Genomic DNA, 25,247 nt, shown 5'->3' on the forward strand with positions numbered 1-25,247 from the left:
GCCCGGGAACTCGCCCCGGGAACCCCCCGACTCACTGGTGGACGGCACCGGATGAGCATGCGAACCGGTGCACCCGTATCGCGCGGCGTACCAACGCCGTGCCGAACCAAAGGAGTTGCGCCATGACACGGAAGCAGTACCTCGTCACCGGCATGAGCTGCGGCCACTGCGCCGCGGGCATCACCGAGGAGGTCTCCCAGGTCCCCGGTGTCACCGAGGTGGACATCGACGTCGCGGCGGGGACGGTCTTTGTCGGCGGCACGGAACTGGACGACGTGCTGCTGCGCGCGGCGATCGTGGAGGCGGGGTACGAGGTCACGGAGCCGGTCTCGGCCTGACGGATCTGTTAGATCCGGGGATCCGGGGATCTGTGGGATCTGTGGGATCTGTGGGATCCGGGAGATCCGTTCCGCTCCCGGCCGCCGGGCGGTTCCGGTCCGGCGGCCGGGCGGTTCCGGCCTCAGCGGGCGGCAGGGGAGCGGGGCCCCCGACGGCCGTGGCCCCGACGGTCACCACCGTGGCCGTACGGACAGGGGCCACGTCACGGCCTGCTCACCTCACGCGAGCACGGCGAACATGACGGCCATCCCCAGAGCCATCGCCGCATGACATGCGTGGGCCAGGGCACCGACGGCATCCGACTCCGACACCCCGCCGTCCCCCGTGCCCCGGCCGTCTCCCTGCCCGGCCCTGGCCCGGTCGAGCGCACGCGTCAGCCAGACAAGTCCCAGCCCACCCAGGACGATCGCGAGCAGCACAGCCGTTGCGACGGGCCCGGTCCCGGTCAGCCGCATGGCGGCGAGACCCGAGCCGCCCGACATGTCCATCCCGGCCATGTCGTGGGCTCCGCCGGAGCCACCGCCGTCGGGCATCGCCCCAAAGGAGTCCATCGCCGACACCATCCACGCCATGGCCCCCATCATCACGACGTGCGGCAGGGCGGCCACCACGGCCCGGCCCCGGGACCCGCCCCGCGCGCGGAACGGAGCGGCGGCCACGAACCACAGGGCGCCCACGGAGAAGAGCGCGACCTGGGGAACGACGGGCAGATCCATGCCCCACGGCCAGGCCATCGCGATCATCAGCACCCCCATGGCCGCGTGCAGCGCGTGATCCACCCGCTCCCCGACGCCCCTTCCGGGCAGAACCAGTCTCCACGCGCCGTACGCGACAGACGCGGCGAACATCAGACCGAGAATCCAGCGCAGCCCACTCGCGGCGATCACCGGGACACCCACCCCCACTCCAGGACGCCGCAAGGCGCCGACGAACAGATCCAGGGCCGCACGCACGGGCACCGGGTCGCGAACGGAGAGGGAAGCGGTGGGACAGGTGCCTTCCCCGAGCCACCACGGCGGCAGGGGATTCCGGGCACCTGATCCGTCCCCGGTCAGAACACGGACCCGGCGAGCGGCCACACCAGGAGTCGGCGCGCCACCTGCACGAGTTCCGGGCACTGGGTATGACCGCGGTCACACCCACCCTGCGGCACGACACGCGACTCCCTGTCGGAGCCTGCCCTGATCGACGGCGGGGCCGGGCATGCCTTCGGTAGACGGCCAGGGGTGAGGAGCGGTTGTCGTTCCGAGTGGGCGTCCGACACCTCGACACGGATCACCGTCGGCCCGAGCGGCAGCCGGAGGTGGAAGTCCCGTCCTGGCACTCGTCCGTGGGTCACGGCGTTCGCGCAGAGTTCGGCGGTGATGAGGGTGACGGTCTCGTTGGCGGCGGAGTCGTAGGGGTGTCCCCAGGCGTCCAGCCGGTGGGAGACCAGCCGCCGTGCGAGGCGTGCGCCGCCGGGGCTGGAGGTGAAGTGCATCTGGAACTCGTACGGGGGAGCGGGCGGGTCGGGGTCGGCGGGGACCGGCGCGGTGGTGGGGGTGGGTGCGCTGTGCATGGCCCTACCGTGGTGCCGCCGGGCCCTGGTTGTCAGGTGTGACGTACTTACGGCGCGGAGCGGTCGGCGGGCGGACGGGGGCTGTCGGCGGTGCGCGGCGCCGTCGGCCCATGGTTCACAGAGGCCGACGCTCCTCGGCCGCAGCCGCCCACGCTCCCACCGTCACCCTGGTCCAGCGGGAGGCGGGGGAGATGACCGACGAGACGGCTGCCTCCCGACCGCTGCCGGAACCACCTTCCGGGCAAGCCGGTGAGATGGGTGATGCCGAACCGCAGGAGGACGGCGACCGCGGCCACGACGACGACGGTGCACACCACGAGGAACGGGTTGACCCATGGAGGAACCAGATCGAAGTGCGCGTTGCACTTGTTGTGCAGCGGGAAGAGCTTCCGGAACTCCGCGGCGTGTGCGCCCGTGTACGTACTGTCGTAGTACTCGTGATGGACGAACTGGCATGTGTCGCTGACGTCGAGCCCGGTGCTGAACAGTGCCCATGTCCACGTCGTGAGGCCCGCGAAGAGCGCGACGGAGCCCACCCGGGTCCACCACAGGGGGCGTTGCCATGATCGGTCCCGGAGGCCGGTGGCGATGCGGAAGAGGCTCCACAGGTTCCACATCGCCCAGCCGATGAAGACCACTGCGGTGCCAAGGGCTCCTACTTCCTTCATCCCGATGTTCTACCCGTCGTCACCGGGCGGCGTGTGCGCGGGCCGTGCAACGGCCGAGGGCCCGGGATCAGATGGCCGACCCGATCCCGTGCCCTCGGCTTCCTACCGCGGCGTGCTCCGCTGTCGCCCCGTCAGGGGCCGACCGTGCATGCCGTGTCCGGATCACGGACGTCTCCCAGGGACAAGTACGCCTGGGACTGCACGAGATCACGTCGAGTGCCGTCGACGACGGCGGAGAAGGCCAGGGCTGGGACAGCGCTGGTGTGTCGGCGGCACCGGCTTCTCGGCGGTCGGCCACCTCCACCGACTCGTCGACCTCACGGAACTGCTGAACCGAGCCGTCCGCGGGGCCGTCCGGCGTGGAGGTGCGGGCCGGTACCGTTCCGTGTCGCCGTTCGTGATCAGCGCGCGGAGTCGGAGGACGGCTTCGGCCTGTCGGGCCATGTGCTGCCCATCGGTGTGCTGGTCGCGGGCTCGGCGGCCACGTGGATCATGTCGGTGGTCTCGCCTCGCCGGGCACGGCAGGCGGCCCTTCATGCGGTCTGGCTGGTGACAGTGGTCATCACCGTCGTGCCGGCCCTGGCACCGCAACTTCGCGCGGCCCGGACCTGCGGCTCGGAGGCGGGTGCCCGAGGAATATCCGGTAATGCTGCGGGGAAACAGCCGTGGTGACCTTTTTTATGGCATTCGCCTTCGGCCCGTTGCTGTACGCAGCCGCGGTGTACGGCGTACGCAGACGTGAGACTCTGCCACCCCTGCCCAGCCCCCCGCCCTCTCGCGAGCTGGCCGCGCCTGTGGTGAACCTGCTGTTCGGGCGAGGGGAGGTCACGCCCAAGGCGATCGAGACGACCAGCCTCGAACTCGTTGCAGCGGGCCGGCTGCGGCTCGAGCGCAAAGCAGACGGCACGCCGACCGTGCGCCTCACACCCGCCGCCGAGGACGACCGACACCTGCGCCCCTTCGAGCAATTGCTCCTCGAACGGATCCGCCACCGCTGCGGCGACACGGTCGACCGGGTGCCCACGGAGGCGCTGGGGCCCGGGGACGGCGACGAGTACTGGATATGGTGGCGGGCCTTTCAACGGAGCGTTCAGGACGAGGCGACGGCCCTCGGTCTGATCCGTCCGGCCCGCGAGAAGTACCTGACATGGACGCTGCGGATCATCGGGTGTCTTGCGTGGGCGGGCCTGCTGTACGGCTGCGCCGAGTTGGGCGGCGACGTCTTCGACAGGGCCTTCCAAGCGACTGCCGTCGTCGCGGTCCTGCTGGGCTTCTGGTACCAGCGTTTTCCGCGCAGGTCCGGTCCCCGCCTGACTCCCGCCGGCCGCCGGGCCGCGGCCTGGTGGCGCAACAGCGCGGATGCCGCCGCACATCGCCCTCCGAAACGGCAGGTGGGAGTGAACGGCCCCGAGTCGGCACTCCCCGTTCGCGAGTCCCGCCGTATCTGGTCCTCGTACAACAAGTCGTGGCACGTCGTCGACACGGCCCCGCTGGACCCACCGCGCTGGGGCCGTATGTGGCAACTCGTCGTCCTGGCCCTCACCGCCTGCACCACGACAGCGGCACTGGTCATGACCGCACGCACCGCCTACGACGCGGTTGCCGGCGCCGTCCCGGTTCTGATCGGCGTGGTCCTGGCGGGTCTCTGGCTGCCGGCGCATCGCCGGATCCACAGTCTCCCGGCCGAGTCGACCTTCCGTGGTGCGGTCGTCTGCCGTTGGGACTTCACCACTCACTACGACGATCCGCCGGCCTTCATCACGCACTACTGCTGCTCGATCGAGCACCCCGAATCCCGCCAGGCGTGGTCCTTCGAAGTGGACCAATGGCACCGGCCGATGTTCTCCATGAAGTCCGACCCCCCGTCGAAGGACCGCTTCACGGTGGGCGACGTGGTCGACGTGCACTGCAGTCCCCGCCGACGCGTGATCCATCAGATCACCATGGTCGAGGCCGTACCACGCTGAGCGACGAAAGACGGGGGAACGGAGCACACGTGCGCGTCCTGTCACCGAACCGCGGCCTCCCGCGCCTGAAGCCCTTCCGGCAACGACACCATGGCGCCCCACCTCCACCTCGCCACGGAGAAGTACGACGGCACCGCCCGCACGCCGATCTGGGTCGCGCCTTTGCTGATGAGGTGAGCCGCTGTCGGTGATGCGGCAGCGCGGATTCCGGCCGACGGCTGAGGAGCGCACCGGCGCTATTCCTGTTCCTCGTGGGTTCCGCCCCGCAGTGACGACAGGACCAGGCGGCCGTACCGCGTGGTGAGGATGGCGCCGGTGGCGGCGACCGAGAGAGCGAGGGCGATGAGGAGGTCGGTCAAAGAGGCGTCGCCGAGGACCTGGAGGATGCCGAGGGCGGTGCCGACGGGGAGGCCGAGGACGGTGAGGACGCCGAGGGCGCCGCTGATCTGCTGGCTCTCCTGGGTCTGTACGAGTCTGCTGTAGTCGGCGGCCTCGGCGAGGATCTCGGTGAAACGGGCCGGGAGGCGGTGCTGGTCCTGGAAGGCGAGGAGCAGGTCGTTGGCGGGGCCGTGGGCGGTGAGGTGCTGGCGCCAGTAGGTGCTGCGGAAGACGGCGATGCTGCGTTCCAAGGCGGCCACCCGGCGGGCCAGGCGGGCGGAGCTGAACACTTCGGAGAGTTCGTCCGTGAGTTCGTCGATGTGGTCGCGCTGGAGTTTCCGCGACGGCTGAGCAGGTCACCCGTACCCTCACGGCGGGCCTTCCGCCGCAGGGCGATTCCATCCACCATCCGGCCCGCCTCCTCGAACACCGCCTGACGGCCTTGCTGCCGCCCCCGCTGCCGGCGGCACCCGCCGACACGGCCACGGTGCCATCACGACCGCGGGCGCTGCCGCTGGTGAGCTGCGACGACTGCGAACGCGCCGTCCGTACCCACGATCCGGTCCCCTTGTGCCGGAAATGCCGGGAGCGCCGTGCCGGCGGGGCGGTAGCTATTCGCCCGGCAGCCTGAATGGACGTTGAGGCCGGTGGTGGCGGTGAGTTGCCCTGGTGCGGCATCACCGCCTGGGAACAGGCTGCCGAGCGGGTTTCCTTCGGGTGTACCGGATGGGGGGAATCCTGCGGGTTCGCCGGATCTGGGGCGTGGATGTTCTTAGCGTCGGTGGTGCGTGGCGTGCCGACAGGGGAGCGCGGTAGGCGTTTGGGGGTGGGTGTGGTGCCGGTGAGGCGTGTCGGTGGGGTGGGGCTTTGCGTTGGTGGATTCATGAGCGACGGGTGGAGGTGGGCAGGGCGTCATGAGTGAACTGGCGGGGCGAGTGGACGGTGCCGACGGGGCCGGGGTGCCGGGGCCGGAGGTGGCTGCGGGGCCCGGTGCGGACGGTGAGGGTGAGGTCGGGGCTTCGGGTGCGGCTGAGTCGGGGGTCGGGATTCTCCGGGTGTTCGGGCGGCAGTTGAAGCGTTTCCGGTTGCGGGCGGGGTTCGACCGGGTGGAGTTCGGGCGCAGTACCGGGTACTCGACGGCGACCATCGCGGCGTACGAGCAGGGCAGGCGGGTGCCGTCCGGCAGGTTCATCGACCAGGCGGACCAGTTGCTGGACGCGGGCGGGGTCCTCCAGGAGATGAAGGACGAGGTGGCTCGGGCGCAGTATCCGGCATTCTTTCGCGACGCGGCGCGGTTGGAAGCGGAGGCCGTTGAGCTGCATGCTTATGACACGCATGTGGTGAAGGGGCTGTTGCAGACGGAGGAGTACGCGCGGGCTGTCTTCACCATGCGACGCCCGCTTCTTGACGAGGGGACGATCGAGCAGCGAGTGGCAGCTCGGCTGCTGCGGCAGGAGATCTTTTCAAGATGGCCTGCGCCATTGATGAGTTTCGTCATCGAAGAAGCCGCGCTCCGACGGCCTGTTGGCGGTGCCGAAGTCCTGCGTGGCCAACTGGAACAGATCTTGCTGATCGGGCAGAAGCGCAACGTCGAGATCCAGGTCATGCCCACACTGCGGGAGGACCACGCGGGGCTTGCGGGGCCCTTCACCCTGATCGAGACCAAGAGCGGGCAGCGCATCGCTTACGCAGAGGTCCAGAAGAGCAGCCACCTCTACACGGAGCGGACACCAGTTCGGGAGCTGGAGGCGCAGTATGGGATTATCCGGGCTCAGGCTCTCACCCCGAGGGAGTCGGTGGCCTTCGTCGAGGGGTTGCTGGGAGAATCATGAAGGTCGCAACGGAACTGGCTTGGTCCAAGAGCACTCACAGCAGTGGTGAGGGCGGTGACTGCGTAGAGGTGGCCACTTGCCGGCACACCGTGCATGTGCGGGACTCGAAGGACACGAACCGCCCCAGCCTGACTGTCGGTTCGGAGACATGGAGCACGTTCCTCGGCTTCGCTGCTGACCAGAGCGCCTGAGCCTCTGCCGTACTGCTGCGCCCTGTGGTTCCGAGGGTGGCCACCGCGGGCGGGTTCGGAGCAGTCGGCCGGGTGGGCTGCTCCGAACCCGGGGTGGTCAGTTGACGGTCAGGGACGCCGTGTTGTTCGTGAGGTCCGGGTCGAAGGTGTAGGGGTACTGGCCGAACTCGCCGTACGAGGGGTGGATGCTCACGGCACCGGTCGCGCCGGGGACCACGGTGTCGACGCGTACGGAGAACGCGTAGGTGCGCCGGGTGTCCGAGAGGACCCAGTACCGCAGGTCGCAGTCGTAGCGCGGGGCGCCCGTCTGCTTCGGGTAGTAGCCGCCGGTGAGGGTGTGCGGCTCGCAGCCGGACGGCACGCCGGTGACCGTGGTGCCCTGGGGCACGACCAGCCGGACCTCGGCGACCGGGTCACCGGAGCCGAGGTTGCCGAACCAGGCCGGACCGTTGTTCTGGAACGTCAGCTCGGCGGTGGCCGTCTCGCCCGCCGCGCCGGAGACGGCGTCGCCGGTCACGGAGAAGTCCGCGGTGTTCTCCGCGCTGATCTGGAGGACCGTGTAGTCGTTGCCGGAGTCGAGGTCCTGGGCGCCGTCACCCGGCTCGACGTCGATGTCGAGCCGCTCGTTCATCGCCTGCGGGGCGAGTCGCAGCGTCAGCGGCTCGGGCAGTTCGAAGGAGTCGCCCGGCGCCAGCACCTGGTCGAACGTGCAGACCGCCTTGTTCGACGGCGCGTAGTCGGTGCCGTCCGTCGTGGTGTAGGTGCAGGCGTCGTACCGGGTCAGATCCGTCAGGCCGTACGAGGCGTACAGCTTGACGGTGATCCCGTGCGCGCTCTCGTTGCCGTTGTTGGTGACCTTCAACGGGATCGTCCGCTCGTCACCGGGCTGACCGTCCTCGACGGGGGCGATGGGCGCGATGGCCAGGTCGGGCCCGGAGCCGACGGTGAGCGTGGTGTCGAAGCTCTCGTGCGGTGCGGTGAGCGTGCCGTTGGGTCCACCGGTGGCCGTCGCCTCGTAGGTGATCCTGCCCTGCGCGCTGGCTTGGGCGCCGTCGGCCGCACGCACCGTCAGGACCACCTGATCCTCGATGTTCCCGATCGCGGGCACCACGGGGATGTCGCAGACCGCGCTCGTGCCGCTCGGTGTGCAGTTGTCGGGCCAGGTCACCTCGGCGACCCCGGCGAGGCCGGAGACGTCGACGGTGAGCCTGCCGTCGGTCACCGTGAAGTTCTCGTTGTCGTGGTACAGGCCGACGCCGAGGGTGCGGGACTGCGGCCGGCCGCCGTCGGTGCCGAGCGGCAGCGTCTGCTCGTACGCCTCGTGGATCCACAACTGGTCGCTCTGCTCCTGGCCGGCGGCGAACGCGGGTGCGGTGAGGCCGGCGGTCAGCAGACCGGCCGCCGTCACCGCGGCGGCGCCGGACGTGAGACGTACCAGGCGCTCGGCTAAGAACGATCTCATGGCTACCCCCAAGGGTGTGATGACGCGACTGACGCACCGGCAGCCCCGGCGTGTCGAAATGATCATCACATGACAAGGGATTCCGTCGCCCTGGATTTCCGGCCCTGCCGGAGAAGAAAGCCCGTCGCCCTGGGGGAACCGCCGGGGCGAGCCGGCAGGGCGAGTTCCCCGTCCGGCCGCACCGCCTCGGCGGATTCCGGGCCGCCCCGCCGATCAGTCCGGGCGGACGACCTCGCGGAAGTCCGCCTTGCGGATCTTGCCGTGGATGCCCTTCACGCTGTCGACGACCTGGGAGACCGCGAAGTCGCCTGCCGCGCTGAGGTAGGCCATCGCCAGGTGGCGGTCGATGCCGTAGTCGGTGGTCAGGAGGTCCAGGGCGCAGCGGACGCAGTCGCGCATGGCCTCGTTCAGGTCCTCGTCCAGGCCGATCGGGATGAGGAGGTCGTCCGTCTCGGCGAACGGGGTGATGCGGCCGTTGCCGGGGCGCAGGGCCGCGCCGCCGGGGATGACCTCCAACTTGACCGTGGCGCGCAGTGACGCCTCGAAGGCGGTGAGGGCTATCTCGCCATCGCCTTGGGCGAAGTGCGGGTCGCCGAAGTAGACCAGAGCGTCGGCCACCTGGACGGGGAGGTAGAGGGTGGCGCCCACGCCGAGCAGGGACACGTCGATGTTGCCGCCGTGCCGGCCCGGCGGGACGGAGTGGGGGCGCTCGTCGCCGGGGACCGCCACGCCCATCACGCCGAGGAAGGGGCGGAGGGGGAAGCGGAGGGCGCCGCGGGCGGGGTCTGCGGGGTCGACCGCCATGCGGCCCCAGGTGCCGTCGCGGTCCGCGTGGGCGGTGGCGAAGGTCATCTGCGGGCCGGGGAGGGAGGGCATCTCGCCGGGGAGCGCGCCGAAGCCGTGGCGGGCCGACACCAGGCCGTACGGGACGCGCGGGGTCAGGCCGAGGACGGTCACCGCGAGCAGGTCGCCGGGGCGGGCACCGGTCACGGCGATCGGGCCCGTGACGAGGTGGGGGCCGTCGTCGTCGAAGTCGTGGGCCGTGCCGGAGTCCGCGATCTGCTGCGCGTCGTCCAGGACGTGGGCGGCGCCGACGCCGTGACGGGCGAAGTAGCCGCGTGGGTCGCGGCCCTGGTCCTCCAAAACTCCCTCGTGGCTGAGGGTGTCGACGGTGACGACGGAGCCGGACCCGACGGCGGCGACCGGTGCGTCCGCTTCGCAGGGGAGGCGGCCCCACAGGGTGTTGTCCGGCGTGGCCGGGACGTAGGTCGGCGCCGCGATCGCTCCGTGGCCGGGCTGGAGGATCGGGAAGCCGGTCGCGGCGATGTCGAGGAGGGGCGAGTCGGTCGCTGTCATGGCCCACCTTTCGTGGAAGGGATGGCCAGACGCTATGAACGACCCGTTGCGATGGTGTTTCACGGGAGGGTCCGCGTCGTAACTGTGTCGCGTAATGCGATATGCCGTCTCGTATCAAGTCGGAGGTGGGGGTGTGTGCGGACATGACTGGGCGCGGTCCGGCGGTGGGCGGTGAGCCCGGTGCCGGACCGCGCCGAAGGGGTTGGGACGGTCGGGGCTAGAGGTCCAGGACGAGGCGGTCGCCCTTGCAGCGGCCGACGCAGATCATCATCGTCCGCCCCGCTTCGCGTTCCTCGTCGCTGAGTACGGAGTCGCGGTGCTCGGGGGTTCCGGCGAGGACCCGGGTCTCGCAGGCGCCGCAGTAGCCCTTCTCGCAGTCGTAGGACAGGCCGCTGACCGCGTCGCGCACGACCTCGATGAGGCGGCGGTCGGCCGGTACGGTCAACGTGCCGCCGGTGCGGGCGAGCTGGACCTCGAAGGGGCGGTTCGCCGCCGCGTCGAACGCCGTCTCCAGGTCGTCGCCCGCCGTGAAGCGCTCCAGGTGCAGCCGGTCGGTGAGGCCGGGGCCGATCCGGGCGCACTCCTGCTCGATCGCCGCCAGCATCGGGCCGGGACCGCAGGCGTAGACCGCCGTGTCCTCGTCCAGGTCGCCCAGCAGGCGGGGGAGGTCCGGCAGCCCGGCCTCGTCCTGGGGGAGGAGCGTGAGGGCGTCGCCCGCGACGGCGGCGAGGTCGTCGGTGAACGCCATCGTCGCGCGGGTGCGTCCGCCGTATACGACGGAGAAGGGGACACCGCGGCGCGCGGCCTCGCGGGCCATCGCGAGGATCGGGGTGACACCGATGCCGCCCGCGACGAAGAGGTACGACGGCGCGTCCACCAGCGGGAAGTGGTTGCGCGGGCCGCGTACCGCGAACGTCGCTCCGGGGCGGGTGAGTTCGTGGAGTTCCTCCGACCCGCCCCGCCCGGCGGGCTCGCGCAGCACGCCGATGCGCCAGGTCCCGGCGTCGGCCGGATCGCCGCACAGCGAGTACTGGCGCAGCCTCCCCGACGGCAGCCGCAGCTCGATGTGCGCGCCGGGGCGCCAGGCGGGCAGGTCGGCACCGTCCGGCAGGGCCAGGTCCACGGCGACGACGCCCTCGGACGCCGTGCGCACCGACGTCACCCGCAGCGGGGTGGGCGTGGTGAGCGCGCGGACCGCGCCCGCCGTCCCGGTCGCCCGGGGGCCGGGGGTGAAGACCGCCGGGACCGCGTCCCAGCCGGACTGGTTGCCGCGCGTCGGATAGGGCACGAGCCCTTCCTCGATCACCCGGTAGTCGGGCAGCCGGGTCAGGACCTGCGCCATCATCGCCCGGAACATGGCCCGGGCGAGGTGGGCGCCCGCGCAGCGGTGCGAGCCGATGCCGAAGCTGAGGTGCCGGCTGGCGTCGCGGTCCAGCCGTACCTGCTCGGGGTCGGGGAAGACGGCCGGATCGTGGTTCGCGGCGACCCACGGGATCAGCACCCGGTCGCCCGCGTGCATCGGGCAGCCGCCGACCTCGGTGTCCCGGGTGACCGTACGCGCCATCGACTGCGACGGCGCGAACGCGCGCAGGAACTCGTCCGTCGCGCCGTCCAGCAGGTCGGGGGAGTCGATCAGGCGCTTGCGCTGCTCGGGGTGACGGGCCAGGTGGACGAGGGTCGATCCGGTCAGGGACGTGGTGGTGTCGACGCCGCCCGCGATGAGCAGGCCGATCACCGACACCAGCTCGTCCTCGCCGAACTCGGCGCCGTCGGCCGTCCGGCCGACCACCACCGCGCTGACCGCGTCGTCCCGCGGCGCCGAGCGGCGGTCGGCGATCAGCTCGCGGATACGCCGGTCCATGTAGGCCAGTCCGGCGGCACCGCGCGCGGCGCGCTCGCTGCCGGCCGGGGCGGCGAAGATGTCGTGGACCGGACCGGCCAGCTTCGCCCAGTCCTCCTCGGGGAAACCGAGCCAGTCCAGGGTGACGGCGGCCGGCAGCGGGTTGGTGAGGTCGCGCACCAGGTCGCAGGAGCCGTGCTCGATGAACTCGTCCACGACACGGGCGGCGTGCCGCTCGATCATGGGGACGAGCCGCTCGACGGCCTCGGGGGTCAGCAGCGGGTTGATCAGCTTCCGGTACTCGGTCGCGCGCGGCGGGTCGAGCTCGATCGGGTACTGCTCGAGCCCCGGACCCTTGGGGATGACGATGCCGACGCCCTGGCCGCCGTGCTCGCTGCGGGCCGAGGAGAACGCCTCGTCGTCGCGGGCGATACGGGCCACGTCGGCGTAGCGCGTCGTGTAGTGGAAGCCGCCGTGCGCGGCCGACCGGCCCACCGGGCAGCTCTCGCGGAACCGCGCGTAGTAGGAGACCGGGTCGGCGTTGGCCTCGTCGGAGTGGTGGTCGAAGTCGGGGCCCCGCTCGGGGTCGAGGTGGTGCTCGGGGTCGACGCGGTGGTCGAAGTCGATGTCGGCGGACATGGTGGGCACGCTCCACGTGCTCGGACCTGTGCGCGGTGTTGTCCGGCCGCGCCACCGGATGTCTGCTGCCTCATCGGCGGTGCGGTCACCTTAAGGTGTCGCCGCCCGTGTGACAACGTCTCTCTGCCGACGTACAGCAGACCGTATGCAGGTCAGCGCCCGGCCAGGCGCCCGGTCAGAAGGTCAGTACGGCCTTGCCGACCGCGCCGGACCGGACGGCCGCGACGGCCTCGTTGATCTGCTCGAACGGGAAGTACGTGATCATCTTCTCGACGGGGAACCGGCCCTGGGCGTTGAGGTCGAGCAGCCTCGGCAGGAACAGCTGCGGCAGACTGGAGCCGGCGATGATGCCGGTGACGGAGCGGCCGTTGAGGATGCTGCGCCACTCGAAGCTCATCGACTCGCTCGGGCCGATGCCGATGACCCCGGCGCGGCCGAGCGGGCCGAGGGCCTCCACGGCGGTACGCAGGACGTCCTCGCGCCCCGTGGTGTCGATGACGAAGTCGAACCCCTCCGGGACGAGCGCGGCCAGCTGCTCGGCGGCGCCCCCGGTCGAGGAGTCGACGGCGTGCGTGGCGCCGAAGCCGCGTGCCGCCTCCAGCTTGGCCGGGTTCACATCCACGGCGGCGACCACCTCGCAGCCGCTCAGCGCGGCGGCGATGACGGCGGACACACCGACGGCCCCCGCCCCGAAGACGGCGATCGACGAGCCGGGACGCGGTTGCAGGACGTTGAGCACACCGCCGGCGCCGGTCTGGAAGCCGCAGCCGAAGGGGCCGGCGCGCAGCAGGTCCAGCGACGGGTCGATGCGGACGACCGCCCGCTCCGGTGCGACGACATGGCCGGCGAACGACGACTGGCCCAGGAAGTGCGCGTTGACCTCACGCCCCTCGTGGGTCACCGCGGTGGAGCCGTCGGGACGGCGGCCGGAGAAGTTCACCGCGTCGAAGCCGCGGCAGTAGGCGGGGGAGCCGGTACGGCACAGCGAGCACGTGCCGCAGGACGTGAAGGACATCGCCACGTGGTCACCCGGGCGGACCGAGGTGACGTGCGCCCCGACCTTCTCCACGACACCCGACCCCTCGTGCCCGAGCAGCGCGGGCGTGGCGAAGAAGGAGGCGAACTCGAGGTCGGTCCCGCAGATGCCGACGGCGGCGACGCGGACGAGCACCTCGTCGGGGCGGGGTTCCTCCAGATCCACCTCGGTCAGGACGAACGGCTGACCGGCTTGCTCCAGCAGAGCGGCGGTGGCGCGCACAGGGCCTCCTCAGTGACGTGCCTTGTCGTGGACTTGTCTGGTCGTGGACTTGCCTGGCCGTGCGATGACCCGCGACGTCTCACAACGACTCGCGACGTCTCGCGACGTTTCGCTACGACTCACAACGACTCGCAATGCGAGACCGCATATTGACATGCGCGATATGACGGGTCAAGGTTCCCCCTATGGCGGCTGTTGACTTCCCTTCTTCCCAGCACTTCATCGACGGCGAGTGGGTCGCGGCCCGCGACGGCGGCACGCTGGACGTCCTCGATCCGGCGACCCGGCAGGTGATCACCCGGACGGCTCAGGCGGGCGGCGGCGACGTCGACGACGCGGTGGCCGCGGCGCGACGCGCCTTCCCCTCCTGGGCGGCGACCAACCCGAGCGAACGCGGGGCCCTGCTCCGGCGCTGGGCCGACCTGATCATCGCCGAGGTCGAGGCCCTCGCGGCCACCGAGGCCCAGGACGTGGGCAAGCCCCTGTCCGGCGGCCGCATGAACATCTACATCGCCCACGGCATCATCGACTACTTCGCCGGCGCGGCCGACAAGCTCACCGGAGTGACGCTGCCGACCCGCAGCCCCGACTACCTGGGCTACACGGTCCCCGAGCCGTACGGCGTGTGCGCCGTCGTCCTCCCGTGGAACGTGCCCGCCGTGCTCACCGCCGCGAACGTCGCACCGGCGCTCGCCGCGGGCAACACGGTCGTCCTCAAACCGTCCGAGATCGCGCCGCTGGCCCCGTTCGCCCTCGCCGAACTCGCCCGCCGCGCCGGTTTCCCGCCGGGCGTGATCAACGTCGTCACGGGCCTCGGCCCCGAGGCGGGCGTCGCGCTCACCTCGCACCCGGACGTCGACCACATCAGCTTCGTCGGCTCCACCGGCACCGGCCGGGCCATCATGGCGGCCGCCGCGCAGAACCTCGTCCCGGTCAAACTGGAACTCGGCGGCAAGTCGCCCAACGTGCTCTTCGCCGACGCCGACCTCGACGTCGCCATCCCGGCGATCGTCGCCTCGATCACCGAGAACGCGGGCCAGAACTGCTACGCCGGCTCCCGGCTGCTCGTCGAGGCGTCGGTGCACGACGAGGTCGTGGAACGGGTCGCCGCCGCCATGGCCGCGGTCAAGACCGGGGCCTGGGACGCCGACCTCGACATGGGGCCCCTGGTCAGCGGTACGCAGTTCGACCGCGTCAGCGGCTTCCTCGCGGACACCCCCCGGGAAGGGGCACGGCTGGTCACCGGCGGCACGCCCACCGGGGACGGGTGGTTCGTCCGGCCCACCGTGTACGACCAGGTGGACGCGGGCATGCGCATCGCCCGCGAGGAGGTCTTCGGCCCCGTCCTCGCCGTCCAGTCCTTCCGCGACGCCGCCGAGGCGACCGCACTGATGAACGCGACCGACTTCGGCCTGCTGGCCTGCCTCTGGACCAACGACATCTCCCGGGCCCTGCGGCTCGCGAAGGACGTCCGCTCCGGGCAGGTCGCGGTCAACCAGTTCCACGACGCCGGAGTCATCGGCTTCCCCTTCAACATGCAGAAGGACAGCGGCTTCAGCCGGGGCGGCGGATACGCCGCGCTGCGCGAGTACACCCAGGAGAAGGGTGTGGCCGTCCGGCTGCTGGACCGCTGAGAGCGACACCATGGGTATCACCACCGCCGTACCGTGGTCCGGACCGGCCCGGGAAGGGCCGGGACCGGACGCCGGCCCCGCCGACCCCGCCGCCCTGGAGCGGGAACTGACCGAGGCCGTGCTCGCCGGAGCCGCACGGTCGGACGTCCTGTGCGCCCTGCGCGCGGCGACCGGCCGGCACGCGCGCCTGCTGTCCGCGCACGGCGTGCCGCTCGCCGCCACCGACGGCGGCGCGGGACTGCCGTCCGTGGTGGCGCACCACGTCCTCGCCGGTACGGCCGGACCGGTGGTCGACACGCTCGACGGGGTACGGGCCACGGCGCTGCCCGTACGGGCCGGGACGACCGTCGCCGGTGTGCTGCTGACCGCCGGTCCCTGCGATCCACGCGTACGGGCGCTGGCGGGTGCCGCCGTCACCGCGCTGCTCATCGACGCCGTACGCGGGGGTGAGGAACCGGCCGAGGCCGTCCCGAACCGGCACACGGCCGCCGACGTCGTCGCCGCGCTGCGGTCCGGGACGGTGAGCCCCTCCGAACGCGCGGCGGCCACGGCCCTGGGGATCGATCTGCAGCGGCCGCCCGCCGGCGCCGTGCTGCACTACGGGGGTTCCCGGCTGCGCGCCTGGTCCACCGCGCTGTCCTGGCTGGAGCACCCCGTGCAGCAGGAGGGACGGGAGGGGCGTACGGCGTGGACGGTGGTGCCCGGCGAGGACGCGCTCGCCCGGCTGCGCAACCGGCTGCGCCTGACGACCGGCGACGAGTCCGCGGACCACGTCGTCGCGGCCAGCGGCTCCCACCCCGACTCCGCCGACGGCCTGGCCCGGTCCTTCACCGAGGCCGAACGGCTGCTCGGCCTGGCCCGGACCCGGCACGTCCCGCTGCTCACCTTCGGCGGCTGCGGGGTCGTCCAGATGCTGCTGCCCCTGCCCCGCGCCCGGCTCGAGACGTACGCCGAGGCGCACCTCGGGCCGATCCTGCACCGTCCCGAACTGATGACCACCCTGCGGGCCTGGCTGGCCGAGCGGGGCAGCCGGCAGAGCGTCTCCGAACAGCTCCATCTGCACCGCAACTCCGTGGGCTACCGGGTGCGGCAGATCAAGAACCTCCTCGGCACCGACCCCCTGCTGCCCGCCGCCTCCGCCGAACTCCACCTGGCGCTCGCGGCCCTCGACCTCCTCACCTCCGACGACGGCCGCCTGCACGGCAGCGACGGCCGCCTGCGCGGCAGCGACGACGATCCGGTGCCGGCGGGCGGCGGGATCGCCGAGCCGCGGGGCCGCTGAGCCGCGGGGCTGCTGGGCCGTCGTGTCGATGGTCGACCGCTGGCTGCTGGTCGTGCGGGTGATGCCGCAGGTGGCGGACCGCGAGCCGGTCGACGGAGCTGCCGGGCGGCGTGCCGCCGCCCGGCAGCCGGCCCCGGCGTGACCTGACGTCGCCTGGCTGCTTGCTCAGGTGTGTGCTGTCGCCGCCCGGCTGCTGACCTGGGCGTGCGCTGTCGTCGTCCGGTGTCCGGGTCCGGGTGTGAAGTGCCGGCGCTCGGCGTCCGGATCCGGGTGTGAAGTGCCGTTGTCCGGCTTCCGGGGCCGGGGTGGCCTGGCGTTGCCCGGGGTGGCCGGTCCGGGGGTGGCCTGGTGGCCGTCGGGTTCCGGGGTCGGGGGTGTTCTGTCGCCCGGGGGTCGGGTGGCCGGGAGTCCGGGGGTGGGGCCCTTGGGTGACCTGGGTCTTTCGGGTGGTGGACCACCGGGGGCCGGGCCGTCCCGCGGCCTGCCGTCACCCGCCTGCGGGTCCGTTCCGCACCCGCTCCCGCCTGCACCGTGAGCGGTACGGAGTCTTGCGCTCACACGAAAGACCGACGAAACCAAGATGTTCCACAGGAGCGTTGACACGGCCGTTCGGCGGAGGCAGAGTACCTCGCAATACGTTCCACCGACTCGCAATGCGAGATGGGTAAGGGGAGGAGGGCAGCCGGTGCGAGCCATGGTGCAGACCGATTTCGGAGGGCCCGAGGCCGTGTCCCCGAGAGAGGTCCCGGAACCCGTGTGCGGGCCGCGCGACGTCGTCGTCGAGGTCGAGTACTGCGGGCTGAACCGCCTGGACCTGCTGCAGCTCAAGGGCCCCGGCCTGATCCCCGGCTTCCGCCTCCCCCACGTGCCCGGCATGGACTTCGCCGGCACCGTGGTGGAGACCGGTACCGCCGTCGGCTCGGTCGTCCCCGGCGACCGGGTCATCGCCGACCCTACCCAGGGCTGCGGCAGCTGCCCGCGCTGCGCGGTGGGCGACCGGGCCTACTGCGTCCGGCCCCGCATCCTCGGCGGCAACGCCCCGGGCGCGCTGGCCGAGTACGTACGGGCGTCCGCCGAGTCCATCGTCCGCGTCCCCGACTGCCTGCCGCTCGCCGCGGCCGTCACCCTGCCCACCGCCTACGCCACCGCCTGGCACGCGGTCCACACCCTCGGGGCGATCGCGGCCGGTGAGACCTTCGTGGTCCACGCGGGAGCGAGTGCCGTCAGCCTGGCGGCCATCGGTCTCGCCAAGCGGGCCGGTGCCAGCGTCGTCGCGTTCGCCGGCGGCGACGCCAAACGGGCCGCCGCCGACGAGGCCGGCGCGGACCTGGTGCTGCGCAACGAGGACCCCGACGCCGTGAAGACGGTGTCGGTCTTCACCGACGGCGCCGGGGCGGACCTGGTCCTGGACCATGTCGGCACCGACACCTGGCGCACCTCGCTGGACTGCCTCGGCGTCCGCGGGCGGCTGCTGCTGATGGGCAACACCAGCGGCGACCAGGTGTCGTTCTCGCTCCAGGAGGTCTTCCACCGGGGCCTGAAACTGCTCGGCACCGGCGGCTACACCTCGGCGGACTTCGTCGCCGCCACCTCGGCCTGTTTCACCGACGGCCTGCACCTGCCCACCGCCGCCCGGTTCCCGCTGGAGGACCTGGTCGAGGCGTGGGACGTGCTCGCCGCCCGCGACACCATCGGAAAGGTGGTGATCGAGCCGTGACCGATCTGCTGATCACGGGCGGCGACGTCGTCACCATGGACCCCGCCCGGCGCGTCCTCACCGACACCACGATCGCCGTCTCCGGCGACAGCATCGCCGCCCTCGGCACGGCCGAGGAGCTCCGGGCCCTCTTCCGGGGGGCGCGGGAGATCGACGCGACGGGCTGCGTGGTGATCCCGGGCCTCGTCGACGCCCACCAGCACACCACCGTCGACCCCCTCGTACGGAGCATGATCCCCGACGACATCGGCTCCCAGGAGTCGATCTTCGACTGGATCGTCCCGCTGCACGCCGCGGCCGACGGCGACGACGACGAACTCGCCGCCACCATCACGGCCGTCGAATGCCTGTCCCGGGGCATCACCACGGTGCTGGAGCCCGGCACCGTGGCCTTCCCGGAACGGGCCGCCGCGGGCCTCGGCGCCGCGGGCGTCCGCGCCCGGGTCGGCGGCTGGGGCTGGGACGCCGAGGGCGTGCCGCTCGGCGCGCCCGCCGACGAGGTGCTCGCCCGGCAGGAGGACATCGTCCGCTCCCTGCCGGCCACCGGTCCGGTCACCGGCTGGGTGACGCTCGTCGGGCACGACCTGGTGAGCGACGAACTCCTCACCGGGGCGGCGGCCCTGGCCGAGCGGCTCGACACCGGACTGACCTGGCACATCTCGCCCGGACCCGCCGACATCGAGGCGTACGCGCTGCGCTGCGGGCGCCGACCGGTGGTTCACTTCCGTGAACTCGGAGTCCTCGGACCGCGCCTGCTGCTGGGGCACGCCGTATGGCTCGACGACGCCGAGGTCGAGGCGGTCCTGGAGACCCGGACCGCGGTGGCCGCCTGTCCCGGCGCCTACCTGCGGCTGGCCCAGGGGTACACGCGAGCCTCGCGCCACGCCGAACTGGTGCGGCGGGGCGGCCGGGTGGCCCTGGGCTGCGACGCGCACAACGCCGGTGACGCCCCGGACGTCCTGCTGTCCGCCTACCTCTTCTCCGCCCTCGAACGCGACCGTGACCTGCCCGACCCGATCCGTGCCGAGCAAGCGTTCGCGCTCGCGACGATCGACGGGGCGGAAGCGATCGGGCTCGGCGACCGGATCGGCTCCCTCGAGGTCGGCAAGGCCGCCGACCTCGTCGTACTCGACACCACCGACCCGGCCTGGATGCCCAGAGGCGACCTGGCCCGCCAGCTCGTCTGGGGGCACGTCTCGCGCACCGTGCGCGACGTCCTGGTCGACGGCCGTGTGGTCGTCCGCGACCGCAGGCCGACCGGCGTCGACCTCGCGGCCGTGGCCGAGGCCGCCGCCGAACGGTCCGCCGCCCTCCTGCGACGGGCCGGCATCACCCCCCGTCCGGCCTGGCCCGAACCGGTGGCCGTCCGGTGAGCCGGACCCGGACCGGTGGGCTCCCCATGGAACCCGGCCCGTACCGGAGATCCGGTGGGCTTCCCCCGAACCCGGCCCACACGGCCACGGGACCACACCAGGCCGCGGGACCGGCACCCGCCGCAAGACCACCCCGGACCGCAAGACCGTCGCACACCGCAAGGCCGGTACCCGCCGCAAGACCACCCGGGCCGTAAGGCCGCCCCGGCCCCGTCCGTCAGACCGGCGGCCACCCACCAAGCCCGTGTCCCGAACCCGGCCCGGCCCAGCGGACCGGCGGCCACCCAGCGAGGGGAGACCAACCGTTGAACGTCGTCGACATGGCCGGGTCCGCGCAGGCGAGGACCGCCGGCCACCCCCGTACAGCGGCCGTCCGCCGCCCCCGTACAGCGGTCACCCGCCACCCCCGTACAGCCACAGCGGTCGCCCGGCCCACCGGACCGGCGACCCGCCGCCGTCCCCGCGGCGCGGGCGGCGCGGGCTGCGCGGGCGACGCGGACGGCGCCTGCCGCCGATTACCCCGCCGGTCCACCACCAGGCGTACCCGTCGTGCTCACCGCGGCCGTCGGCATCACCGCTGACGGTCCGCCGTCCCCGCCCCCCCATGCCGTATCGACCCCACCCGGGTCCGAGCGGCCGGGCGGATCCGTTCCCCGTGGTCCGTCGCCGCGGGTGAGGAGACCCTCCGGCACCAGGACGGTCTCTCCGACGCCGAGGTCAACCAGGACCCCGGCCCTGCCGAGCGATCACCCCCCTCGACCTCACCACCGCCCCGCCGGGGCGGCACCACCCGGCGCCACCTCGAACGACACCTCGAGCCGCACCTCGAACGACGTCCCGAGCGCCACCCCGAGCGATTCCACTGAGCGAATGGAACCACGCACATGACCACCAGAAGCACCCTCCGCCGCCCCCGAGCCGCGGTCGGCCTCGCCCTCGTGGGAGCCCTCGCGCTCGCCGGCTGCGCCAGCAACGACGCGACCGCCGCCAAGACGACGGCCTCGTCGACCGGCGGCGGCGACAGCGCCTCCGGCCTCAAGCAGCCCGACCTCAACGGCGACGGCAAGGTCGTCATCGGTGTCCTCAGCCCCGGTGACATCAACGACCACGGCTACTACCAGAGCTTCGTCGACGGCGCGGACGCCTACGCCAAGCAGAAGGGCTGGACGGTCATCAAGCGCGGCAGCGTCCCCGTGAACGACGCGCTCACCGCGGCCCGCGCGCTGTGCCAGCAGCACGTCGACATGGTCGCGCTCGGCGCCAGCGAGCTGAAGAACGCCATCCCCGCCTCCGAAGAGGCGGTCTGCTCCAAGACCGCCTGGTACGTGCCCTCCTCGGCCAACATCGACCAGACCCCCAAGATCCTGCTGTCCGCCGACGACCCGAACCAGTCCATGCTGGTCGCCGGCTACGCCGCGGGCCTGAAGATGAAGACGGCCGGCGACACCAAGGCCGGGTTCATCACCGGCGCCAAGGCCGACTTCAGCGTCGCCGCCGCCAAGGCGTTCCTGGCCGGTATCCGTGAGGTCGTCCCGAAGGCCAGTCTGGCCACCACCTACACCGGTGACTTCAACGACTCCGCCAAGGCCAAGGAGGCCACGCAGGCCCAGATCAGCCAGGGCGCCAAGGTCATCTACCCCTACCTCGGCGGCGCCACCGACGCCTCGGCCGCGCTCGCGAACGGCAGCAAGGCGCTGACCCTCACCCCGGGCACCGACCGGTGCGACTCCACCAGCCCGAAGTACGACATCTCGGTTATCTTCAGCCCGGGCGACTACTTCCAGGCCGCGCTGAAGGAGTTCGCCAAGAACAACCTGAAGATGGGCACCACGCGCACCTGGCAGCTCGGTGTCGACCCGTACCCGACCGTCAAGATCTGTGACCCCCAGGGCGACGAGGCCCAGCAGCTCACCGACTTCATCAAGAAGATCGGCACCAAGGAGATCGACCCGGCCGCCGAGGTCAAGCGCCTCGGCTGACCCGCCGACACCGACGAGGAAGATGTAGCGATGACACCGACGGCCTCAGCGGTTCCGATTCTCGAGCTGCGCGGCATCACGAAGTCCTACGGACCGGTCAAGGCCTGCGACGCGGTGGACCTCAGGGTCGACGCGGGCGAGATCCACGGACTCCTGGGTGAGAACGGGGCGGGCAAGTCCAGCCTCATGAAGGTCCTGCTGGGGCTGGTCCGGCGCGACGCCGGCACCGTGCTGGTGCGCGGTGAGGAGGTCGCGCTCGACAGCCCGCAGGAGGCCGCCGAGCTCGGCATCGGCATGGTCCACCAGCACTTCAGTCTCATCGACGCGCTGACCGTGTGGGAGAACGTGGCGCTCGGCGACAGCGGCAAGGTCGACAGACAGGCCGTCTGCGCCGACATCACCGAGGTCTCCGCACGGTACGGGCTCCCGATCGACCCCGAGGCCCGCGTCGGCACCCTCTCGGCGGGCGAACGGCAGCGGGTCGAGGTGGTGAAGTGCCTGCGGCGCAACCCGCGGATCCTGATCCTGGACGAACCGACCTCGGTGCTCACCCAGGCCGAGTCGGAGGAACTGTTCGCCGTCCTCGGCCGGGTGGTGCAGGAGGAGGGGCGCGCTGTCATCCTCATCAGTCACAAGCTCGCGGAGATCGCCCGGGCCACGGACCGGGTCACGGTCCTGCGCAAGGGAGGCGTCGCCTTCCGGGCGGTCACCGCCGAGACCACCCCGCAGCTGCTGGCCCAGCAGATGGTGGGCCGCGAGGTGTCGCTCGGCGAGGAGGGCGCCGCCCTCGGCCTGCTGCCGGTGCAGCACACGGGCACGGCGGACGACGAGGGCCACGACCGCGAGGCGCACGTGCTGCGCCTCGCGGGGCTCACCGTGGAGCACAACGGCGTCAAGGTGCTCGACGGCGTCGACCTCACCGTCGGCGTGGGCGAGATCGTCGCCCTCTACGGCGTCGAGGGCAACGGCCAGGCGATGCTCGGCGACGTCCTCTCCGGACTCGTCGTCCCGGCGGCCGGCACCGTCGAGGTCGCCGGGCACGAGATCGACCTGACCCGGCCCGGCGCCCTCTCGAAGGCCGGCCTCGGCATCGTGCCCGAGGACCGGCACCAGAGCGGCGTCGTCCTCGACATGAGCGTCGCCGAGAACCTGACCATGAAATCGCTCGACAAGGTGAGCGGGCTGTTCCTGCTGCGGCGGCGGACGATGCTCGCCGAGGCCCGCCGCCTCGCCGACGAGTTCAACATCGTCACCCCCTCGCTCGACGCACCCGTGCGCAGCCTCTCCGGCGGCAACCAGCAACGGGTCGTCCTCGCCAGGGAACTGTCCGGCCGCACCTGCGTCCTGGTGGCCGCGCAGCCCACCCACGGGCTGGACGTCGGCGCCATCGAGGACATGTACGCACGACTGCGCGCGGCCGCCGCCGAGGGCGTGGGCGTGCTGCTCATCTCCACCGAACTGGAGGAAGTCATGGCCCTGGCCACCTGGATCGCGGTGATCTCCTCCGGGCGGATCACCGGAGCGCTGTCCGTCTCCGAGGCGACCCCCGAACGGCTCGGCATGCTGGTGGGAGGCGAGGCCGCATGACCGCCACCGCCTCCGGGCCGGACACGACGCGGACCTCCGGCGACCTCGGCCGGATCCTCCTGGCCCGGCTGCGCCCCGGGCCGGGCGGCTGGCTGACGGCGGGCTTCACCGTCGTCCTCGTCGCCGTCGCCCTCGGCGTGTCCGCCGTGCTGCTCATGACGACCGGCGCCTCGCCCGGCGCGTCGATGTCCGCGATCTGGACCGGCAGCCTCGCCAACAGCACCGGCTGGACGACGACCCTGCTCAACGCGGCGCCGCTGCTGCTCGTCGCCGTCGGCACCTGTATCTGCGCCGCCGCCGGCACGTTCAACATCGGTCAGGAGGGCCAGGTGCTCATCGGCGGCCTGGCCGGCGCCTGGGTCGGACTGCGCCTGGCCGTGCCCGGCCCGATGATGGTCGTCGTGGTGATGGCCGCCGCGGCCGTCGGCGGCGGCGCCTGGGCCGCGCTCAGCGCCCTGATGTACCGCTTCCGCGGCGTCAACGTCGCGGTGAGCACCATGCTGATGACGTTCCTCGCCCTCCAGCTCGTCACGTTCGCGGTCAGCACCCGCTGGTTCCTGCAGGAGAGCGCGCAGGGCTCCTCCGGCATCGCCGACGCGCAGTCCAACCCGCTGCCGGCGAACGCCCTGCTCGGCGGCTTCGGGCAGTACCCCTCGCTCCAGGTCAACCTGGGCCTGTTCGTCGCGCTCGCCGCGGCGGTCGGTGCCGCCGTCGTCCTGACCCGCAGCCGGTGGGGCTTCCGGGTGCGCATGGTCGGACTGAACCCCCGCACCGCCCAGCACGCCGGCGTCCGGGTGGCCGCGCTCGGCGGTCTCACCCTGACCCTGTCGGGTGCCTTCGCGGGCATGGCCGGCGGGCTGCTGCTCGCCACCCCGGTCAGCACCAACCGGCTCCAGGCCGGGCTCTCCGACAACGTCGGCTGGGACGGACTGCTCGTCGCGCTCGTCGCCCGCAACCGGCCCCTGGTCGCGATCCCGGTGTCGTTCGTGTTCGCCGTGCTGCGGTCGGGCGGCGACTTCCTCTCCGCCACCGGCGTGCCGTACTACCTGGTCGACATCGTCAAGGCGCTCCTCGTCCTCGCGTTCGTCGTGCCGCCCCTCCTCGTCAACCTCCTCAACGGGCGCCGCGGCGCCAGGCCGACGGCCGCGCCCGCCGCGTCCGTCGTCCCGACCAAAGTGAAGGCGGCGGCGTGAGCGCTCTGGACAACACCTCCACCATCCTCGCCAGCGGTGTCCGGCTGACCGTGCCGCTCGCCCTCGCCGCCTGCGGCGAGTACCTGGCCGAGCGGGCCGGCACGATGAACATCTCCATCGAGGCGATGATGCTCGGCTCCGCGTTCACCTCGGTCGCCGCCGCGAGCGCCACCGGCAGCGCCACCACCGGCCTTCTCGTCGGCGTGCTGACCGGCCTCGTCATCGGCCTCGTGCACGGCAACCTCTCCCACCGGGCACAGATCAACACCTTCGTCGTCGGCCTGGTGCTGAACGCGCTGGTGCTCGGTCTGACCAGCTTCCTGATCGCCACCCAGCGGTTCTCCTCGCACCAGGTCGGGCTGCTGTCCATCCCGCTGCTGCGGGACATCCCGGTCATCGGCGCACCCCTGTTCTCCGTACGCTGGCCCGCCTACCTCCTGCTCCCCCTGATCGGGCTCACCTGGTGGCTGGTCGAGCGCAGCCGCTGGGGCCTGGAACTGCGCGCCGTGGGGGAGAACCCGCAGGCCGCCGACGTCACCGGCATCAAGGTCAACCTGCGGCGCCGGCAGGCCCTGCTGTGGTGCGGCGCGATGGCCGGACTCGGCGGCGCGTACCTGGCGGTCGGCGAGGTCGGCTCGTTCAACCAGAACATGACCGCCGGGCGCGGCTACATCGTCATCGCCGCGGTCATCTTCGGGGCGTGGCGGCTGGGCCGCACCCTGCTCGGCTGCCTGGTGTTCGGGCTGTCCGACGCGCTGCGCCTGGCGCTGCCGCCGCTCGGTGTCACCCTCAACCCCCAGCTGCTCGTCGCCGCCCCCTACGTGCTGGCGCTCCTGGCCATGCTGCTGTTCACCACACAGCACCGGGAACCGGCCGCCCTCGGACGGCCCTTCGAGCGCGGCTCGGCCTGACGGCGGCGCCGCTCCGGCGCCTCGGCGAGAACCGATGCCGGCCCCGCGTACACGCGGGGCCGGCATCGGCTGTTGCAGGGGAA

The 25,247-nt window shown here is 72.1% G+C and carries 20 protein-coding genes; 12 read left to right on the forward strand and 8 right to left on the reverse strand.

The genetic code is table 11. The annotated features are described in order from the left end of the window. Positions 1-122: 122 nt before the first annotated feature. A complete protein-coding gene (locus ABZ862_RS13480; protein WP_360956584.1) occupies positions 123-338 on the forward strand; it encodes a heavy-metal-associated domain-containing protein in 216 nt (71 codons plus the stop codon). Between the two features lie 219 nt (positions 339-557). Here ABZ862_RS13480 and ABZ862_RS13485 read toward each other — a convergent pair whose 3' ends face one another. From ABZ862_RS13485 to ABZ862_RS13495, 3 genes are all read right to left on the reverse strand, one after another. Further along, complete coding sequence (locus tag ABZ862_RS13485) at positions 558-1,238, reverse strand: DUF5134 domain-containing protein (RefSeq protein ID WP_360956586.1); 681 nt, start codon at positions 1,236-1,238, stop codon at positions 558-560. A gap of 152 nt (positions 1,239-1,390) precedes the next feature. After that, positions 1,391-1,819, reverse strand: coding sequence for an ATP-binding protein (locus tag ABZ862_RS13490; RefSeq protein WP_360956688.1), 429 nt, complete (start codon positions 1,817-1,819; stop codon positions 1,391-1,393). A gap of 125 nt (positions 1,820-1,944) precedes the next feature. Further along, on the reverse strand, positions 1,945-2,565 hold the full coding sequence (locus ABZ862_RS13495; protein WP_360956588.1) for a hypothetical protein: 621 nt from the start codon (positions 2,563-2,565) through the stop codon (positions 1,945-1,947). 680 nt (positions 2,566-3,245) lie between these two features. Here ABZ862_RS13495 and ABZ862_RS13500 point away from each other — a divergent pair. After that, positions 3,246-4,532 (forward strand): hypothetical protein, encoded by a 1,287-nt coding sequence (locus tag ABZ862_RS13500; protein WP_360956590.1) that lies wholly within the window; start codon positions 3,246-3,248, stop codon positions 4,530-4,532. 236 nt (positions 4,533-4,768) lie between these two features. On the opposite strand, the gene ABZ862_RS13505 is transcribed toward ABZ862_RS13500, so the two are convergent. After that, complete coding sequence (locus tag ABZ862_RS13505; protein ID WP_360956592.1) at positions 4,769-5,200, reverse strand: hypothetical protein; 432 nt, start codon at positions 5,198-5,200, stop codon at positions 4,769-4,771. Positions 5,201-5,824: 624 nt separating this feature from the next. Between ABZ862_RS13505 and ABZ862_RS13510 the strand changes: the two genes are divergently transcribed. Both ABZ862_RS13510 and ABZ862_RS13515 read left to right on the forward strand, forming a co-directional pair. After that, entirely contained in the window at positions 5,825-6,742 is a 918-nt protein-coding gene (locus tag ABZ862_RS13510; protein WP_360956594.1) for a helix-turn-helix transcriptional regulator, read from the forward strand. After that, positions 6,739-6,933: a DUF397 domain-containing protein gene (locus tag ABZ862_RS13515; RefSeq protein WP_360956596.1), complete on the forward strand. Its 195-nt coding sequence runs from the start codon at positions 6,739-6,741 to the stop codon at positions 6,931-6,933. The genes ABZ862_RS13510 and ABZ862_RS13515 overlap by 4 nt, the downstream gene beginning before the upstream one ends. A gap of 97 nt (positions 6,934-7,030) precedes the next feature. On the opposite strand, the gene ABZ862_RS13520 is transcribed toward ABZ862_RS13515, so the two are convergent. The 4 genes from ABZ862_RS13520 to ABZ862_RS13535 form a co-directional block, all read right to left on the reverse strand. Then, the gene (locus ABZ862_RS13520; RefSeq protein ID WP_360956598.1) at positions 7,031-8,395 is read right to left on the reverse strand and encodes a hypothetical protein; all 1,365 of its coding nucleotides are present in this window, start codon (positions 8,393-8,395) and stop codon (positions 7,031-7,033) included. A gap of 213 nt (positions 8,396-8,608) precedes the next feature. Then, positions 8,609-9,751, reverse strand: coding sequence for an acetamidase/formamidase family protein (locus ABZ862_RS13525; protein WP_360956600.1), 1,143 nt, complete (start codon positions 9,749-9,751; stop codon positions 8,609-8,611). A gap of 217 nt (positions 9,752-9,968) precedes the next feature. Continuing rightward, a complete protein-coding gene (locus ABZ862_RS13530) occupies positions 9,969-12,230 on the reverse strand; it encodes a cytochrome P450 (protein ID WP_360956602.1) in 2,262 nt (753 codons plus the stop codon). 175 nt (positions 12,231-12,405) lie between these two features. Further along, on the reverse strand, positions 12,406-13,488 hold the full coding sequence (locus ABZ862_RS13535; RefSeq protein ID WP_360956604.1) for an NAD(P)-dependent alcohol dehydrogenase: 1,083 nt from the start codon (positions 13,486-13,488) through the stop codon (positions 12,406-12,408). A gap of 185 nt (positions 13,489-13,673) precedes the next feature. Here ABZ862_RS13535 and ABZ862_RS13540 point away from each other — a divergent pair, with 185 nt between their 5' ends. The 8 genes from ABZ862_RS13540 to ABZ862_RS13575 all read left to right on the forward strand — a co-directional run bounded on the left by ABZ862_RS13540 (position 13,674) and on the right by ABZ862_RS13575 (position 25,164). Then, positions 13,674-15,122 carry an aldehyde dehydrogenase family protein gene (locus ABZ862_RS13540; RefSeq protein ID WP_360956606.1) on the forward strand — a complete coding sequence of 483 codons (1,449 nt, stop codon included), beginning with the start codon at positions 13,674-13,676 and terminating at the stop codon, positions 15,120-15,122. A gap of 10 nt (positions 15,123-15,132) precedes the next feature. Beyond that, the gene (locus tag ABZ862_RS13545) at positions 15,133-16,404 is read left to right on the forward strand and encodes a helix-turn-helix domain-containing protein (RefSeq protein ID WP_360956608.1); all 1,272 of its coding nucleotides are present in this window, start codon (positions 15,133-15,135) and stop codon (positions 16,402-16,404) included. Positions 16,405-17,098: 694 nt separating this feature from the next. After that, complete coding sequence (locus tag ABZ862_RS13550) at positions 17,099-18,121, forward strand: zinc-binding dehydrogenase (RefSeq protein WP_360956610.1); 1,023 nt, start codon at positions 17,099-17,101, stop codon at positions 18,119-18,121. Next, positions 18,118-19,494, forward strand: a complete 1,377-nt coding sequence (locus ABZ862_RS13555) for an amidohydrolase family protein (protein ID WP_360956612.1) — start codon at positions 18,118-18,120, stop codon at positions 19,492-19,494. The genes ABZ862_RS13550 and ABZ862_RS13555 overlap by 4 nt, the downstream gene beginning before the upstream one ends. Before the next feature lie 884 nt (positions 19,495-20,378). After that, positions 20,379-21,473, forward strand: coding sequence for a BMP family ABC transporter substrate-binding protein (locus tag ABZ862_RS13560; protein WP_360956614.1), 1,095 nt, complete (start codon positions 20,379-20,381; stop codon positions 21,471-21,473). Positions 21,474-21,503: 30 nt separating this feature from the next. Continuing rightward, entirely contained in the window at positions 21,504-23,060 is a 1,557-nt protein-coding gene (locus ABZ862_RS13565; RefSeq protein ID WP_360956616.1) for an ABC transporter ATP-binding protein, read from the forward strand. Continuing rightward, the gene (locus tag ABZ862_RS13570) at positions 23,057-24,253 is read left to right on the forward strand and encodes an ABC transporter permease (RefSeq protein WP_360956618.1); all 1,197 of its coding nucleotides are present in this window, start codon (positions 23,057-23,059) and stop codon (positions 24,251-24,253) included. Before ABZ862_RS13565 ends, ABZ862_RS13570 begins: the two co-directional genes overlap by 4 nt. Beyond that, positions 24,250-25,164, forward strand: a complete 915-nt coding sequence (locus ABZ862_RS13575) for an ABC transporter permease (protein ID WP_360956620.1) — start codon at positions 24,250-24,252, stop codon at positions 25,162-25,164. Before ABZ862_RS13570 ends, ABZ862_RS13575 begins: the two co-directional genes overlap by 4 nt. Positions 25,165-25,247: the final 83 nt, after the last annotated feature.

The sequence above is a fragment of the Streptomyces sp. NPDC047000 genome, from assembly GCF_040644295.1.
GTDB lineage: Bacteria > Actinomycetota > Actinomycetes > Streptomycetales > Streptomycetaceae > Streptomyces.